Annotated in this window: 14 protein-coding genes; all 14 read right to left on the bottom strand. The window is 43.6% G+C overall.

Annotated elements, in window-relative coordinates:
* Positions 1–49: 49 nt before the first annotated feature.
* On the bottom strand, positions 50–1,282 hold the full coding sequence (locus tag AC0VX7_RS09110) for a M16 family metallopeptidase (RefSeq protein ID WP_475427547.1): 1,233 nt from the start codon (positions 1,280–1,282) through the stop codon (positions 50–52).
* A gap of 84 nt (positions 1,283–1,366) precedes the next feature.
* Positions 1,367–2,332: a polysaccharide deacetylase family protein gene (locus AC0VX7_RS09105; RefSeq protein WP_475427546.1), complete on the bottom strand. Its 966-nt coding sequence runs from the start codon at positions 2,330–2,332 to the stop codon at positions 1,367–1,369.
* 251 nt (positions 2,333–2,583) lie between these two features.
* Positions 2,584–4,701 carry a polyribonucleotide nucleotidyltransferase gene (gene pnp, locus AC0VX7_RS09100; protein ID WP_475427545.1) on the bottom strand — a complete coding sequence of 706 codons (2,118 nt, stop codon included), beginning with the start codon at positions 4,699–4,701 and terminating at the stop codon, positions 2,584–2,586.
* Positions 4,702–4,995: 294 nt separating this feature from the next.
* A complete protein-coding gene (gene rpsO / locus AC0VX7_RS09095) occupies positions 4,996–5,265 on the bottom strand; it encodes a 30S ribosomal protein S15 (protein WP_023614845.1) in 270 nt (89 codons plus the stop codon).
* A gap of 122 nt (positions 5,266–5,387) precedes the next feature.
* The gene (ribF, locus tag AC0VX7_RS09090) at positions 5,388–6,341 is read right to left on the bottom strand and encodes a bifunctional riboflavin kinase/FAD synthetase (protein ID WP_475427544.1); all 954 of its coding nucleotides are present in this window, start codon (positions 6,339–6,341) and stop codon (positions 5,388–5,390) included.
* Positions 6,342–6,428: 87 nt separating this feature from the next.
* Positions 6,429–7,346, bottom strand: a complete 918-nt coding sequence (gene truB, locus AC0VX7_RS09085) for a tRNA pseudouridine(55) synthase TruB (RefSeq protein WP_475427543.1) — start codon at positions 7,344–7,346, stop codon at positions 6,429–6,431.
* A 256-nt stretch (positions 7,347–7,602) separates the two neighbouring features.
* Positions 7,603–7,983, bottom strand: coding sequence for a 30S ribosome-binding factor RbfA (rbfA, locus tag AC0VX7_RS09080; RefSeq protein ID WP_215031564.1), 381 nt, complete (start codon positions 7,981–7,983; stop codon positions 7,603–7,605).
* A 19-nt stretch (positions 7,984–8,002) separates the two neighbouring features.
* A complete protein-coding gene (locus AC0VX7_RS09075) occupies positions 8,003–8,284 on the bottom strand; it encodes a DUF503 domain-containing protein (protein ID WP_041967211.1) in 282 nt (93 codons plus the stop codon).
* Positions 8,284–10,575 carry a translation initiation factor IF-2 gene (infB, locus tag AC0VX7_RS09070; RefSeq protein WP_475427542.1) on the bottom strand — a complete coding sequence of 764 codons (2,292 nt, stop codon included), beginning with the start codon at positions 10,573–10,575 and terminating at the stop codon, positions 8,284–8,286. The genes AC0VX7_RS09075 and infB overlap by 1 nt, the downstream gene beginning before the upstream one ends.
* A gap of 19 nt (positions 10,576–10,594) precedes the next feature.
* Positions 10,595–10,897, bottom strand: a complete 303-nt coding sequence (locus tag AC0VX7_RS09065; RefSeq protein ID WP_041967213.1) for a YlxQ family RNA-binding protein — start codon at positions 10,895–10,897, stop codon at positions 10,595–10,597.
* A complete protein-coding gene (gene rnpM, locus AC0VX7_RS09060) occupies positions 10,897–11,178 on the bottom strand; it encodes an RNase P modulator RnpM (protein ID WP_041967254.1) in 282 nt (93 codons plus the stop codon). The genes AC0VX7_RS09065 and rnpM overlap by 1 nt, the downstream gene beginning before the upstream one ends.
* A gap of 16 nt (positions 11,179–11,194) precedes the next feature.
* On the bottom strand, positions 11,195–12,304 hold the full coding sequence (gene nusA / locus AC0VX7_RS09055) for a transcription termination factor NusA (protein WP_475427541.1): 1,110 nt from the start codon (positions 12,302–12,304) through the stop codon (positions 11,195–11,197).
* Between the two features lie 203 nt (positions 12,305–12,507).
* Positions 12,508–12,978, bottom strand: coding sequence for a ribosome maturation factor RimP (gene rimP, locus AC0VX7_RS09050; RefSeq protein WP_475427540.1), 471 nt, complete (start codon positions 12,976–12,978; stop codon positions 12,508–12,510).
* Positions 12,979–13,181: 203 nt separating this feature from the next.
* Positions 13,182–17,507, bottom strand: a complete 4,326-nt coding sequence (locus tag AC0VX7_RS09045) for a PolC-type DNA polymerase III (RefSeq protein WP_475427539.1) — start codon at positions 17,505–17,507, stop codon at positions 13,182–13,184.
* Between the last annotated feature and the right edge of the window lie 148 nt (positions 17,508–17,655).

Below are 17,655 nucleotides of genomic sequence, written 5' to 3'. Positions count from 1 at the left end.
GGATCAAAAACAGCAGCTTCACATGGAAGCTGCTGTCGATGGGACGATTTTATAAGTTTGGCAGTTCGCCATTCGGACTGATCAACGAAACAGAGTATTTGTCTGTGAAGATCTTATTGGCCATGCCGTCGACGCTATCCTTGGTCACCTGGTCGATTTGTTCGACGATTTCATCAAGGGAGCGGTGTCTTCCTAGCAGAAGTTCATTTTTTCCGTTCCTGCTCATGCGGCTGTTTGTGCTCTCAAGACTTAGCATCAGACTGCCTTTTAGCTGCTCTTTGCTGTTGTTGAGTTCTTTCTCTGTAATACCGTCTGCGCGCAGCTTTCCGAGTGTGTCCTGGACTGTTTCATATAAAACGCCAAGCTGATTTGCACCGGTCCCGCCATAAATAGTCACCATTCCGCTGTCGCGATAAGCGGAGTGATAGGAAAATACAGAATAAGCAAGGCCGCGTTGTTCACGTACCTCCTGGAACAATCTGCTGCTCATGCTGCCTCCCAGTACATTGTTCAAGACAATCAGGCTATAGACGTCTGAATGGCCAATTTGCAATCCTTCAAACCCAAGGCACAGATGTGCTTGTTCAGTTTCTTTTTTCCGGGAAGCCTGTGTTGCGTGGAACGCTGGTTTCTCATACTCCATCTTCTCTTTGCTCGCTTCATATGAGCCAAAGAATTTTTCAGCATTATTAATGAAAGATTCCGGAACGTTCCCAGCAATGGAAATGACCACGTTTTCCGGTCTGTAAGTATCATGCATATACTGCTCCAATTTTTCTCCAGTAAAACTTTGGAGCGTTTCTTCCGTACCAAGGATTGGGTACCCCAGTGGATGGTCACCATAAACAGCCTGACTAAGCAAATCATGCACGATATCATCAGGTGTATCTTCATACATCTTGATTTCTTCATTTACAACGTTCTTCTCTTTATTTAGCTCCTCTGAGTCAAAGGTAGAATTAAAGAACATATCGGCTAAAACTTCAAGTGCATATTGTGCATGATTATCTAACACCTTAGCGTAATAGCAGGTATATTCCTTGGAAGTGAACGCATTCACCTGGCCGCCAATGCTGTCAAAAGACTCTGCGATTTCTCTTGCAGACCTTGTTTTGGTGCCCTTGAAGAACATATGCTCAAGGAAATGGGAAATCCCATTATTCTCTGGGTTTTCATTACGGGAGCCCGTTCCGATCCAAACTCCGATTGCGACAGAACGGACAGTTGGGATTTGTTCTAGTACGATTCTTACACCGTTTTGGCATGTATATTTCTTTATCATTATATTCCTCCTCTGGAACCTGCTGCTAAAACTTCTGCATTTACTTAGTATAGTCCATTTAACTTACTTTTTCCAAATACAATGCTATTCTTTCATTTTTTTTGCAGATACTATCCGATTTTCACTCAGCATATTTGATACAGTTCCAATTTGTAGATCTTTATCTTTTATTTGTGTGATTAATTGGTCGAGTGAGGCAGCCGTCGACTCTGTTGGATGCATTAAAATCATTGCGCCATTATGAACCTTACCCATCACCCTGTTGATCAGTTTTTCTGGCGAAGGCTTCTGCCAGTCGATTGTATCAACACTCCACATGACAGTCCCTAATTTATGGGCTGCAGCAATTTCAACTACCTCGTCCTTGTAATACCCGCTCGGTGGAGCGAACCATTTGGTTTTCACCCCGGTCACTGCTTCAATAACTTCATTTGTCCTCCTAATCTCTTCATTGATTTTAGGAGCAGAAAGCTGCTTCATGTTTGGATGCGTAAATGAATGGTTTCCTATCTCATGGCCTGCATCAGCAATCATTTTCGCCATACCTGGATTATTCTTTACCCATCTGCCTTCAAGAAAAAAACTTGCGGTCACATTATGCTTCTTCAATGTCGCCAGCATCCCGGACAAATACTCATTTCCCCATGCTACATTGATAATAAAGCTGACCATTGGCTTTTCAGGATGTCCTTTGTAAATTGCCATGGGCGGCAAATCACTTAGATGGATTTCAGGAGGAACCTGCTTAAAGACCAGCTTTTCCGGGTCAAATTTCCCTTCCTTCTCCATCTTGCTAAATGATTTTTTCACATCTACTTTAAGACCGTTGTAGCCGGGGATTACCTTCCAGACCGGATCCTTCCTGGCATCCGAAGGTTCAATTTCGTATTCTTTTGCTTTCATTTCGATTTCTGACATCAATGAATTCTCATTCCCTGTCACCGCAAGTGTCCCCGTTTTAAGTCCTGTTACATATGTATGTGAGAATGGATTATTCACCATGGTCCAGCCTGCAATCAACATGACAGAAATTAATATAAACTTTCTCATTTAATGTGCCTCCTCTTCTGTAAGGTCTCTTCATAAAATTGGCTTTGAGTCTAGGATGTACAAACAAGGCCTTATTTTATTTTATGAAACAGAAGGACAAGGTAGAACGGAAGACAATTGTGAGCCATCAAAGAAAAGCGTTGGGCATGACTACTGGCATGCGTGGAACATGCTTCGAATGAGCTTAGGTTGTTAAAAATAATTTGTGAGAAAATCAAAAAAAGACCGGGATTGCCCCCGGCCTTCACAAATTATGATTGTTTTTCAGCCTTTTCGCGCTGTTCTTTCAACACTGCCTTGCGTGAAAGATTGACTCTTCCTTGCTTGTCGATTTCAGTGACCTTGACCAGAAGTTCATCTCCCAGCTTAAGGACATCTTCAACTTTTCCTACCCGCTCTTCAGCAAGCTCGGAAATGTGCACCAAACCGTCTTTTCCAGGGAAGATTTCCACGAACGCACCAAACTTTTCTATGCGGCGGACTTTGCCAAGATACATCTCTCCGACTTCGACTTCACGGACGATATCTTCGATGATTTTCTTGGCCCTTTGGATCATTTCTTCGTCTACTGAACCAATAAATACCGTACCATCTTGTTCGATATCGATTTTTACGCCAGTTTCTTCAATGATTTTATTGATCTGTTTTCCGCTTGGCCCAATGACGTCGCGAATTTTATCCGGCTTGATCCACATCGTAATGATTTTCGGAGCATATTGTGAAAGCTGCTCACGTGGTTCTTTGATAGTGGCAAGCATAGATTCAAGAATATGCATACGCCCTTTTTTCGCCTGTTGTAAAGCTTCATCAAGAATCTCACGGGATAACCCATCGATCTTGATATCCATCTGCAATGCCGTAACACCTTTTGCCGTTCCGGCTACTTTGAAGTCCATGTCACCAAGGTGGTCTTCCATACCCTGGATATCAGAGAGAATAGAGTAGTGTTCTCCTGATTTGATTAGACCCATAGCAATACCAGCTACCGGTGCTTTAATCGGCACACCAGCATCCATCAAAGCTAATGTACTTGCACAAATACTCGCCTGTGAAGTAGAACCATTTGATTCAAGAACCTCGGATACAAGGCGTACTGTATATGGGAAGTCTTTTTCATTAGGGATAACAGGTTCAAGCGCACGTTCACCAAGTGCACCGTGCCCAATTTCACGTCGGCCTGGTCCGCGAATCGGTCCAGTTTCACCTACAGAGAATAATGGGAAGTTATAATGGTGCATAAAACGTTTTTCTTCTTCGATTCCAAGGCCATCAAGGATTTGGACATCCCCCATAGCTCCAAGTGTACAGATGCTCAAAGCCTGTGTTTGTCCCCTTGTGAATAAGCCTGAACCATGAGTTCGCGGAAGCAAGCCTACTTCTGAAGAAAGTGGGCGGATTTCGTCGACTCCACGGCCATCTGGACGTACTTTTTCTTCCGTAATCAAGCGGCGCACTTCACCTTTGACGATTTTATCAAGGATCTGTTTCACCATTTTAAGCTGGTCTGCATCCGCTTCCTGCTCTTCATATCGAGCAACAACGGAATTTTTCACTTCTTTGATTGCGTCTTCACGTGCATGCTTTTCTTGTACCTGGATTGCAGCCAGCATGTCTTGCTCGCAAATTCCGCGCACTTCTGCTTCTAACTCTTTGTCTATTTCAAAGAGAGTAATTTCGCGCTTCGCTTTACCAACCTGTGCCACGATTTCCTGTTGGAAAGCAATGAGACGCTTGATTTCGTCATGTCCAAACATGATCGCTTCAAGCATTACTTCTTCAGGAACCTCATCAGCACCAGCTTCAACCATGTTGATCGCATCCATTGTACCTGCAACGACAAGATGCATATCGCTCTTTTCAGTTTCTTCAACAGATGGATTAATGACGAACTTTCCATCAATTCTTCCAACTGTCACACCAGCGATTGGCCCTTCAAACGGAATATCGGAAACACATAGCGCCAGTGATGAACCAAACATTGCAGCCATTTCAGATGAACAATTTTGATCCACACTCATGACAATGCTGATTACCTGGACATCATTACGGAAACCATCAGCGAATAACGGACGGATTGGACGGTCAATCAAGCGGCTGGCAAGAATAGCCTTCTCACTTGGACGTCCTTCACGCTTAATAAAACCGCCTGGGATTTTACCAACAGCATATAATCTTTCTTCATAATTTACTGTTAGCGGGAAAAAGTCTAAATTCTTCGGTTCTTTTGAAGCAGTTGCAGTACTTAGTACTGCTGTATCGCCGTAACGGACAAGTACAGCTCCATTTGCCTGCTTAGCAAGCTGCCCTATTTCAACTGTCAGCTTACGGCCTGCCCAGTCAAAGGAAAAACTTTGTTTTTCTTGTTCCATACATTTAAGCCCCTCTCTACCATGAAAATCCATCCAGATTTACTATCTGGGAAAATTATTTAAAAAACAGTACCATTGCCTGTCTTATAACAAATATACCTTTATAAAAGAGATTAAAACACATAAGACGAGTCTGGTTCATCAGACATCGTTTTAAATTGCCTGTCCTGCTTCAGGAGAAGACTTTTTATGTTATAGTATGCGCCAAAACACAGCGCTTAATATCAATATAATGTTATGTACATTCAAAAATTTTGCCTAATAAAAAAGCGGGATAAATCCCGCTTTTACAGACTATCTACGTAGACCAAGCTTGTTGATTAACTCGCGGTAACGAGCAACATCCTTGTTACGAAGGTAAGTCAAAAGATTACGACGCTTACCTACCATTTTCAAAAGACCGCGACGTGAGTGGTGGTCCTTCTTGTGAACGCGCAAGTGGTCGTTCAATGTGTTGATTTCTGCAGTAAGGACAGCGATTTGAACTTCTGGAGATCCAGTATCACTTTCGTGAGTCTTGAATTCGTTGATAAGTTCGTTTTTACGTTCTTTTGTGATTGCCATCCGTTTCACCTCCAATTAGTAATCCCCTGTTACCGAGCAAGCGTCGGTGACTCGACTTGCCAAGCAAAGGTTCTTTTTTGATACGTTAATAAGAATACATCTTTTTACGACAAAAAGCAAGTCTAACCCTTGTTTTTTTCAAAGTAGAGCAATGCTTCTTGCTTATCTTTTTCGATTTGGGCGACAAGCTGCTGTATTCCCTCGAATTTCCGCTCACTTCTAAGACGCAGGTGCCACTTTATCGCTGCTGACTCCCCGTAGATCTCTTTATTAAAATTGAAGATGTGGACTTCCACTGATGGTTTGTCCTTTTTCTCCTTGTGGAAGGTTGGTTTGTAGCCGACATTGCATACACCTTCATGCCATGCTCCTTCAACTTGGATCATTACGGCGTAAACACCTGTAGGAGGAAGAATGTACTGGTCCTCCATCTGAACATTCGCCGTCGGAAAACCGATTGTGCGCCCGCGGCGTTCCCCATTTATAACTGTTCCCTTAGTGGTGTAAAATCTCCCTAGCAATGTAGGCATCTCCTCCACCTTTCCGTCCCTTAAAAGGGTACGGATCAAAGTAGAGCTAACCTTTTCTTCTTCTTGATTGGACAGCTTTGATACTACTGTAAACTCGAATTTACCTCTCGAATGGAACTGGATTGTCTCCATATTCCCTTTCCCCATTTTGCCGTAAGAATAGTCGAAACCTGCTACAACATGGTGTACATTCAACCCGATGATATATTGATCGACAAATTCCTGGGGCAAAAGACTTGAGAACTCGATTGAGAAGTTGACAACAAATAAGTAATCCACACCCATATCCTCGACTATTCGAGTTTTCTCATCCAAGGGTGTTATATATTCCATGTGTTGTACGCTCTTGCCAAGAACTACAGAAGGATGAGGATCAAAGGTCATGACCGCACTCTTCAGGCCTTTGGCTTCAGCCTCTTTTTTTGCTTCTTTGATGACCTGCTGATGCCCTAAATGTACTCCGTCAAAATAGCCCAGTGCCATAGCCATCGCTGGAAAATCTTCTCTTCTATATTCATGAGGGTGGTTTAGCTTAATCAATTTCACGATATTACTCACCTTTTCTGACCCAGCTGCTCATTTATCAAGACAATTGCAATAATTGCTTATTTATAAGAAAAAGCAAAAGATAGACTACTGCTCATTTCTTAGTACTTTATCAGGCTTCATCATCCCAATTTTGGTTGGGTGTGCCCTGTAGATCGCGAGCGCTTTTTCGTCTTCTGTTTCTACTACGATAGGACCGTCAATCCCCTTAAAATCCTCTGGGATCGTAAGCAGTGCCCCATTTTTCACTTTCTCTGCTACTTTATCATTAATGCGATATTTCGGCAAATAAGAAATACCAGCTTCCAATGGGTGCAGAGCAGTTTCCAGCTCGCTTTCTTGTGCCAATTCTTCAAGCTGTTCAAAAGTATAGCAGTCCTCAATAGTGAAGTCAGCGGATTGTATCCTCACAAGGGAAGACATATGTGCAGGATAGCCTAATTTTTCCCCAATCGTCACTGCCAATGTTCGAATGTACGTGCCCTTGCTGCATGTTACCCGGAATTTAAAGCTAACCTGCTGACCTTCAAACGAATCCCTGTCATCAAGAAGCTCTATGCCATAAATAGTGACCTTCCTGGTTGGCCTTTCGACTTCAATCCCTTGTCTCGCGTATTCGTATAATTTTTTTCCATTTACTTTTACAGCTGAATACATTGGTGGTGTTTGTTCAATTTCACCCTCCAGCGACTGGAGGACCTTTAGGATCTCGTCTCTTGTTATGACCCTGTCCACTTGTTTTTCCTCGACCTTCTCACCCGAAGCATCTTCTGTAGTGGTCGTGAATCCAAGGGTGACTTCACCCTCATATGCCTTTCCTGCATCTGTAATGTATTCGGCGATTTTTGTCGCCTTGCCAACACATATTGGCAATACTCCAGTCACATCAGGATCAAGTGTGCCTGTATGCCCGACCTTCTTCGTTCTTAACAGTTTCCTGAGTTTAAATACACAATCATGCGAAGTCATTCCCGCTGGTTTAAAAAGAGGCAGAATCCCTTCCATTTTCTTTTTCCTCGATTCTTTTATGTATTAGGCTCTTTTCTCAAACTTTGTTGCTATTGGCTACAAAATAGGATTGAATGACCTATGTTTCTAACAAAATTAAAGCATATTATGAGAAAAGAGCTTGCAAACTTAATACCGACCTACAAAATGGCTTTTTATCTTTTACGACTCTTATCGAAAAAAATGGATAGACAAAAGTGTCTATCCATTTTTCATATCAAGATCAACGGTTCAGACAATTATGTCTATCCGTTTAATCATTGTCCTTTTCTTGCCCTTCTTCTCCAGGCTGCTCATCCCTGTGCAGCTCATGGATTAACGTATTGATACGATTACCGTAAGCCATCGTTTCATCAAATTCAAAGATCAGTTCAGGAGTCTTTCTCAGGCGGATTCGCTGGCCAATTTCTGTCCTGATGAAGCCCTTGGCCTTCGCTAATCCTTTAAGAGTGTCTTCCCTCTGTTGTTCGTCGCCTAAAACAGATATATACACCTTTGCCTGCTGAAGATCCCCTGTAACCTCGACATCCGTTACTGTTACGAAACCTACTCGCGGATCCTTGATTTTACGGCTGATGATATCGCCTATTTCTTTCTTCATTTGTTCGCCAACACGATTTACTCTATGACCCATTTTCAATCACCTCGTTCTATCAAAGCCATTCTATTTCGGTGATGGTACGTTCGATCTCCGGAAAAGAATCAATCATTTTCAAGGCATTCTGAAGCTCTCTTTCTGTGGACACCTTCGATGCCGATACGGCTGCAACTGCAATTGTTGTCCGCTGCCAAACATCATGATGGTCTACTTCAGAAACCGAAATATTGTACTTCTGCTTCAGCCTTGTAATAATCCGCTGCAAGACAGCTCTCTTTTCTTTTAGAGAATGAGCATCATAGATGATGCACTCACAGGCTGCTAAGCCTACTACCATTAACGTTCCACTTCTTCCATGATATATGCTTCAATGACGTCGCCTTCCTTGACGTCTTTGAAGTTTTTAATGGTAATACCGCATTCATAGCCCTGAGCTACTTCTTTGGCATCATCCTTGAAACGTTTTAATGCATCGACTTCCCCTTCAAAGATGACGACTCCGTCACGAATCAAACGAACACCGCTGTCACGGGTGATTTTGCCATCAGTAACATATGAGCCGGCAATCGTTCCGATTTTCGATACCTTGAAGGTCTGGCGGACTTCAGCCTGGCCGATGACCTTTTCGGCATAAACCGGATCAAGCATACCCTTCATCGCTGATTCGATTTCTTCGATCACTTTATAAATAATGCGGTGAAGTCGAATATCGACGCTCTCTGACTCTGCAGCGCGCTTCGCATTATTGTCCGGACGGACGTTGAAACCGATGACGATACCATTAGAAGCTGCTGCAAGTGTGATGTCAGACTCATTGATCGCACCAACACCAGTGTGAATGATTCTTACATTTACACCTTCCACATCCAGTTTTTGCAATGCTGCTGCAAGTGCTTCAACTGAACCTTGGACGTCGGCTTTAATAATTAGATTTAGGTCTTTCATTTCCCCTTGTTTCATATGTTCAAACAAAGTATCGAGGCTGACGCGCGCTTTTTCGCTTCTTTGTGCCTGTACAGCCTGTTGTGAACGGATTTCTCCAACCTGGCGGGCTGTCTTTTCATCATCGAATACTACAAAACGATCGCCTGCTTGAGGAACATCGTTCAAGCCTGTGATTTCTACAGGAGCTGAAGGGCCAGCTTCCTTGACACGGCGGCCAAGATCATTGACCATTGCACGTACTCGGCCGAAAGTATTTCCAACCACGATTGGGTCACCAATCTTCAGTGTACCGTTCTGGACAAGCAATGTAGCAACAGATCCACGGCCTTTATCCAGCTGCGCTTCGATTACAGTCCCGATAGCATTTCGATTAGGATCTGCTTTATATTCTTCAACTTCACCAACAAGCAAAATCATTTCCAGCAGGTTATCAAGACCTTCTCCTGTTAAGGCAGAAATCGGAACAAACACTGTTTCGCCGCCCCATGCCTCTGGAACAAGTCCGTATTCAGTTAGCTCCTGCATAACACGATCCGGATTTGCAGTTGGTTTATCCATTTTATTAACTGCTACGATAATAGGTACATTGGCAGCTTTAGCATGGTTCAATGCTTCCACAGTCTGTGGCTTAACACCGTCATCTGCAGCTACAACAAGGATTGTGATATCGGTAATCTTTGCACCTCGAGCACGCATTGTTGTGAACGCTGCGTGACCAGGTGTATCAAGGAATGTGATTTTTTTGCCGTTTTCTTCTACCTGGTATGCACCGATGTGCTGAGTGATGCCGCCTGCTTCTCCTGCAGTCACTTTCGTGTTGCGGATTGAATCAAGCAAGGTTGTTTTACCATGGTCAACGTGACCCATAATCGTTACAACTGACGGTCTTTCAACCATAGATGCTTCATCATCCTCTGTGAAATAAACCTCAAGGTCAGTTGTGTCAATCTTGATTGTTTCTTCAACTTCTACTCCATAATCAGTTGCAATCAGTTCAATTGCATCCTTATCAAGATCCTGGTTGATCGTAGCCATTACACCAAGCATAAAGAGCTTCTTGATGATCTCAGACGGCTCACGGTTAAGCTTCTTGGCTAATTCAGCTACTGTCAAAGATTCACTGAAAGTAATCTTTGAAGGAAGCTCTTTAACCTTCTTAGGCTGTTGTGGAGCCTGCTGCTGATTCTGTCTGCCCTTATTCTGGTTTTGCTGGTTTCTATTCTTATTTTGTTTGTTCTTATTGTTTTTGTTGAAAGGCTGGGAGTTCCCAGGCTTTTTAGCAACTGCTGAAGTTTTCACTTTCTCAGGAGTTGTTGCACGACGCTCGTCGTCTGAAAAAGCGCTAGCTGTTGTCTTAAGCTGAGCTTTTGGCTGTGCCTGGTTGTTTTTTTGCTGATTTTGGGATTGATTGCGATTCTGTCCCTGGTTAGGCTTTTGGCCTTGGTTGCGATTCTGGTTCTGTCCCTGTGAAGCCTTTTGCTGGCTTTGCGCTTGAGGCTTTGCCTGTGCTTGTGGCTTATCTTCTTTTTTATTATAGACAGCATCGAGTTTCTTTATGGTATCATCTTCCATTGTAGTCATATGATTAGAAACCTCAATGTTCATTTCTTTTAATTTTATAATCACGTCTTTACTCGATAAATTATGCTTCTTTGCATATTCATAAACGCGTGTTTTACTCATATCTTCACCCCCGCTAGAATTAATCGAGCAACGTCAACAGTTTTTTTGCAAAACCCTCGTCCAACAGGGCTACTACAACACGTGCTTCCTTGCCAATCGCCTGGCCAAGCTGGTACCGGTCCGGGACCACTTTGTAAGGCACATTATAAGATTTGCACTTGTCGGTAATCTTTTTTGTAGTATTTGCGGATGCATCCGCAGAAAGCAAAATGAGCTTCGCCTTCCCGCTTCTGATTTCTTTGACGGAAAGCTCTTCCCCTGAAATAATTTTCCGTGCTCGATTGGCTAAGCCAAGCAATGACATCCATTGATTTGAGTTCATCAGGATAGTCTGCTCTCCTTTTCGATGAGGTCATTCAACTCATCGTATATTGCATCGTCCACTTGTGTTTCAAGCTGTTTGGACAATATATTTCGTTTCTTTGCTAATTGCACTGCTTCTTTTTCTTTAGAAAGATAAGCGCCCCGGCCTGATTTTTTGCCTGTCAGGTCGATGGAGACTTCCCCTTCCTTGGAGCGAACGATGCGAACTAGTTCTTTTTTCGGTCTCATTTCACCGGTAGCGACACATTTTCGCATAGGAACCTTTTTGCGGCTGTTCACGATCATTCACCTCACCTTAATCGATGTCTTCATCTTCAAAATCGTCATCTGCAGTTAAAAGCGGCTCATTGTCACGAGGATAAATCCCGATCTCCCTTGCCTCAGTTTCTGCTTTGATGTCAATCTTCCAACCAGTCAACTTTGCGGCAAGACGCGCATTTTGCCCGCGCTTTCCAATTGCAAGCGATAGCTGGTAATCAGGAACAATAACCGTAGTCGCTTTTTCTTCTTCGTTGACAATGACATCAAGAACCTTTGATGGGCTCAACGCGTTGGCAACAAATACGACTGGATCTTCAGACCATTTTACTATATCGATTTTTTCACCCTTAAGCTCATTGACGACAGCCTGGACACGATTTCCACGAGGTCCGACACATGAACCAACTGGATCCACTTCTTGATTGTCTGAGTGAACAGAGATCTTAGAACGGTCCCCTGCTTCACGAGCAACTGATTTAATTTCAACAGTTCCATCATAAATCTCAGGAACTTCAATCTCGAAAAGTCTCTTTAACAGTCCCGGATGGGTTCTGGAAACGAAGATTTGTGGACCTTTAGTGGTTTTTTCAACCTTGGTGATAAATACTTTGATGCGGTCGTGAGGCTTATAATGTTCGTTCGGCATCTGTTCATTCGCTGGCAGGATCGCCTCGATTTTCCCCAGGCTTACATAGATGAACTTAGGATCCTGACGCTGAACGATACCTGTCATGATATCTTCTTCACGATCAATGAACTCAGAATAGATAATTCCTCTTTCTGCTTCACGGACACGCTGAGTAACTACCTGCTTGGCAGTCTGCGCAGCAATCCTTCCGAAATCCTTAGGCGTGACTTCAAGTTCAACGACATCTTCAACCACGTAATTCGGATTAATTTTCTGTGCCTCTTCAAGAGAGATTTCCAAACGCGGATCGAAAACTTCATCGACTACTTCTTTCCTCGCAAAAACGCGCATGGAACCATTGCCAAGGTTTAAATCAATACGGACGTTTTGCGCCTGGTTAAAGTTACGTCGATACGCTGAAATAAGCGCCGCCTCGATTGCATCAATTAAGATGTCCCTGGAAATTCCTTTTTCTTTTTCAAGAATCGTAAGAGCATCCATCAATTCGCTGCTCATGAGATATAAATCCCCCTTTTTTACTACCCTACTTTGTAAGGCTCTTTTCGAAACTCTGCCCTCTGTCCACCAGCTCAAACCTTAAACGTTTTCATCTGCCACCAAGGGGAGGATAGCGTTTAAGCACGCTTGAGCTTTGCCTAAAAAACAACAGGTCCGAAACGATCCTTTAATTAATTAACTGAAGATATTTTCTGGACAGATTATGAAAAAGTGACAGCGAGTCTCGAGCTGGCAATTTTATCAAATGGGATAACGACTGTTTTCTTGCGAGTTTTAATCTTCACATCAACAGTGACAGTTTCCCCATTATAATCAGTTAAGACCCCTTCAAAAGCCTTTTCCCCATCGATTGGTTCATAGGTCTTAATGAAGACATTCTTGCCAATTGCTTTTTGATAATCTTTCTCCTTTTTCAGCGGACGTTCTGCACCTGGTGAGGAGACTTCCAAAAAGTAGTTATGCGGGATTGGATCAATGGCATCGAGCTTTTCGCTAAGGCGCTCACTGACGATGCCGCATTCTTCGATATCAATTCCGTTGTCCTTATCAATGTATACGCGCAGGAACCAGTTCTTTCCTTCTTTGACATATTCGATGTCTACCAATTCTAGTTCGTTTTCATTTAAGATGGGAGTTACTAGCTCTTCCACAACTTCGGTAACCTTGCTCATAAAATCCCTCCTTTGACACAACCTCATTACTTAATCACTATTTGGTTTTTATCCCCGTAAAAGTGCCTAACAAACAAGAAAGAGCGGGTTGCCCCACTCTCATCTGCCAGAGATATCCTTAGTATTTCCAATAAAAATATAACATAACCAGATATTTATTGCAAACAAACGGCAGTTATAGCTTGTCTTTCCAATAAGCTAAATTAGAACAATGATAACTGGTTCTGGTCTGGCATGCCCTCAAGGCAGCCATGGTTGTCCAGGTATTCAAGAATAGTCTTGGAGATCTTTCCTCGCTGCTGCAGGTCTTCCTTAGACAGGAATTCCCCTTCTCCTCGAGCTTTAACGATATTAATCGCCGCGTTCGTTCCGAGTCCAGGTATCGCATTGAACGGCGGGATCAGCTTATCGCCCTCGATGATGAATTCTGACGCGCTAGATTTGTATAAATCGACTTTAGCGAATCCAAATCCACGCTCACACATTTCAAGCGCGAGTTCCATGACGGTCATCAAGTTCTTTTCTTTTGTCGAAGCTTCAAGTCCCTTAGCGTTGATTTCCTCAATCACCGCCCGGATGCTCTCTGAACCACGGACCATTGCATCGACGTCGAAGTCATCTGCCCTGACTGTGAAGTATGCTGCATAATACATAAGCGGATGGTGCACTTTGAAATACGCAATCCTCACCGCCATTAAAACATAAGCAGCCGCGTGGGCTTTAGGGAACATGTACTTGATCTTTTTACAAGAATCGATATACCATTCCGGCACTTTATTCTTGCGCATTTCTTCTTCCATTTCATCTGTCAGCCCTTTACCCTTACGGACTGATTCCATGATCTTAAAAGCAAATGCCGGCTCAAGTCCCTGGTAAATCAGGTATACCATGATATCATCACGGCAGCCGATTACTTCGCTAAGGTTACAGATATTGTTATGGATCAATTCCTGCGCATTTCCGAGCCATACATCCGTACCGTGAGAAAGACCCGATATCTGTACGAGTTCCGAGAATGTCGTTGGTTTCGTATCCTCAAGCATCTGGCGAACAAAGCGCGTACCGAATTCTGGAATACCCAATGAACCCGTCTTCGATATGATTTGTTGTTCAGTCACACCGATAGATTCTGTCCCGCTGAAAATCTTCATGACTTCAGGGTCGTCAGTCGGAATGGTCTTCGGGTCGATCCCGCTTAAATCCTGAAGCATCCTGATTACGGTTGGGTCATCATGCCCAAGAATATCTAGCTTCAACAAGTTATCGTGAATCGAGTGGAAATCAAAATGGGTTGTTTTCCATTCAGATGTGCTGCTGTCTGCCGGGAACTGGATGGGTGAAAAATCAAAAATATCCATGTAATCGGGAACAACGATGATTCCGCCGGGGTGCTGGCCGGTCGTCCGTTTTACACCTGTGCAGCCGGATGCCAGACGGTCAATTTCCGCACCGCGAAGCTGCAGGTTATTGTCACCCTGGTAGCCTTTTACATAACCATAGGCCGTCTTATCCGCAACAGTACCGATCGTTCCCGCGCGGTAAACATAGTCCTCCCCGAACAATACTTTTGTATAGTTATGGGCACGTGGCTGATATTCGCCCGAGAAGTTCAAATCGATATCGGGAACCTTGTCCCCTTTGAAACCAAGGAAGGTCTCAAAGGGAATATCATGGCCGTCTTTTCTATATTTGATTCCGCAATCAGGACAATCCTTGTCTGGAAGGTCAAACCCTGAACCGACTGATCCATCATTGAAGAACTCTGATTTTTTGCACTTAGGGCATACATAGTGCGGCGGCAGCGGATTAACCTCGGTGATTTCCGTCATCGTCGCGACGAAAGAAGAACCAACCGAACCACGTGAACCTACTAGATAGCCGTCATCCAGTGATTTTTTAACAAGTTTATGGGAAATCAGGTAGATAACCGCAAATCCGTTGTCTATGATACTTTTCAATTCTTTTTCAAGACGCGCCTCAACGATTTCAGGAAGGTCGTCCCCGTAAATACTGCGTGCCATTCCATAGCTCATGCTGCGCATCTCTTCATCGGCGCCTTCAATTTTAGGCGTGTATAGATCATCCTTGATCGGCTTGATGACATCGATCATGTCAGCAATCTTGTTTGTATTTTCCACAACAATCTCTTTTGCCTTTTCCTCACCCAGAAACTTAAAGGCATCAAGCATTTCATTCGTTGTCCTGAAATGCACGTCAGGAAGCTCATGACGGTTCAGCGGATTGGCGCCGCCCTGGGAATTGACCAGGATTTTGCGGTATATTTTATCATTTTCATTCAAGTAGTGAACATTGCCTGTAGCAACTACTGGCAAGTCCAGCTTCTCCCCAAGCTTGACGATATTGTTAATGATATCCTCAAGTGCCTTCTGGTCCCGGACTAGTTCCAGCTCGAGCAAGTGTGCATAAACAGCCTTTGGATGGACTTCGAGGTAGTCATAAAACTGTGCTGCTTCTTCGACCTCTTCAGGTCCCTTCTGCATCATGCCCTCAAAAACTTCACCTTTGTCACATCCAGAACCAATCAGGATTCCTTCACGGTGTTTATTCAAAACAGACCTCGGGATTCGTGGCACACGGTAAAAATAATCAATATGTGCTATTGATACTAATTTAAAGATATTTTTCATGCCAACTTCATTCTGAGCCAGCAATGTTGCATGGTAAGGACGTGCACGCTGGTAGGCTTTACCCTGGCCCATATTGTCATTCAGCTGGTCATGGTATTCAAGACCTTTTTCAGCGGCATCCTTCAGCATACGGAGCAATAGATAACCCGTAGCCTCGGCATCATAGATCGCACGGTGATGCTGTGTCAATTCAATATCGAATTTCTTGGCTAATGTATTCAATCTATGGTTCTTCATATCCGGATAAAGGAAACGGCCAAGTTCGAGTGTATCAATAACCGGATTTGGCGCTTTGCCAAACCCTATTTTCTTGTAACCGACATTCAGGAAGCCCATATCGAATGATGCGTTGTGGGCAACCAGGACACTATCGCCTGTCCATTCTTGGAACTTTTGCAGGACTTCACTCACTTCCGGTGCATTGCGGACCATATCATCGGTAATCCCGGTAAGGTTTATGGTCGTCGCTGACAAACGGTGGTGCGGGTTTGCGAATGACTCGAACCGGTCAATGATTTCTCCGCCGCGTATTTTAACAGCAGCCAGTTCAATGATGGTATCGTATACAGCTGACAGACCTGTTGTTTCGACGTCGAATACGACATACGTATCGTCTGCAAGCACCCTGTGCGCGTCATTATAGGCAATCGGCACACCATCATCAACAAGGTTTATTTCCACACCATACAGAATCTTAATATCATTTTTCTTTCCTGCGCCAAAGGCTTCTGGATAGGATTGCACGACTGCATGGTCCGTGATGGCCACAGCTTTGTGACCCCACTTTGCTGCCTGGGCAACCAGTGCGCTGACAGGAGTCACCGCGTCCATCTGACTCATTGGTGAATGAAGGTGAAGTTCGACTCTTTTCTCACCTTCAGGCGCTGAATCAATTCTTCCCTTAGGTTTGATTTCATTAACGTCATTTCCAATCATGACAAGATCGCGGACAAATGTGTCGTTTTGGATGCTTCCTCTTACCTTTAGCCACATACCTTTTGTGACACGCTGGTAAATAGCTGCGTCTTCTTTATCGCGCGAGAACATTTTTACCATGATAGAGCTTGTGTAATCAGTGATCTTAAATGTCAAAAGCGTCCTGCCGCTGCGAAGTTCTTTCGTTTCGGCAAAGAATACATATCCCTCAACGGCTACGCGGCGTTCCTCATCAACGATGTCTTCAAGCTTGCGGAAGTCAGCATCGTCTTTAATCGTAAGCCCAATATTAACAGGTCCCTCCTGCGGCGCGCCATCTCCCTTGGCTTGTTCAGCTTCCTTCTTCTGCATCTCGATCATTGCCATCAGACCGCGTTCCTGGTCTTCCTTCTCTTTTGCCTTCATGAATTTTTCATATTCATCTGAAGAACTTTCTTCACTTACAACCGTATCGATCGTCAGTAAAGGAAAACCGAAGCTCTGGTAGATCTCAGCAATAATGCCACCATATTTACGCTTAAGCGCTAGCCCTTCGGCTTCGTTTCTTGCTGTTAATATGATTTTTGTTCCCTGGATTTGTGGAACTTGTTCATTCAGGAGTTTTAACAAAGGCGGAGCGATGCCATCTATTTCTTTAATGCACGACTTCCAGTAATCAAGGATTTTCTCGTCGCTGATTGCCTGTTCAAGTACTCTTACCGAGTATGATATTTTCGCAATATGTGAGAAAGTTTGTTCCAGCTTGCCTATGAATGTGTTATACAGCTGACAAGGAATGATTCTTTCAAACTGGAAAAAGAAATGCCATTTCCTTGCCTGTTTTTCAATCACTACCCTGTCAATTTCAGCATTTTGAAAATGAGTGACAATTGCATCTTCTGTTAGCTGCAGCTGTTGCAGCAGGAGCTGAAACCTTTCTTTTTTCCCTGAAGAAAGATCACCCATGGTTATTTCTCTCCCATCTGAAAAGCTTGAATTCTATCTATCGGGGCAAATTACCCGTTTGTTTAATTGTATCAAAACGTGTTTAATAGCAAAGGTTATTATAACATAAAATGAATGTCCCGTTACCTGTGTTTGATATTACCATTTC

The sequence above is a fragment of the Mesobacillus sp. QJM3NY_10 genome (assembly GCF_056173465.1).
This window is presented reverse-complemented; position numbering and strand designations above follow the sequence as displayed.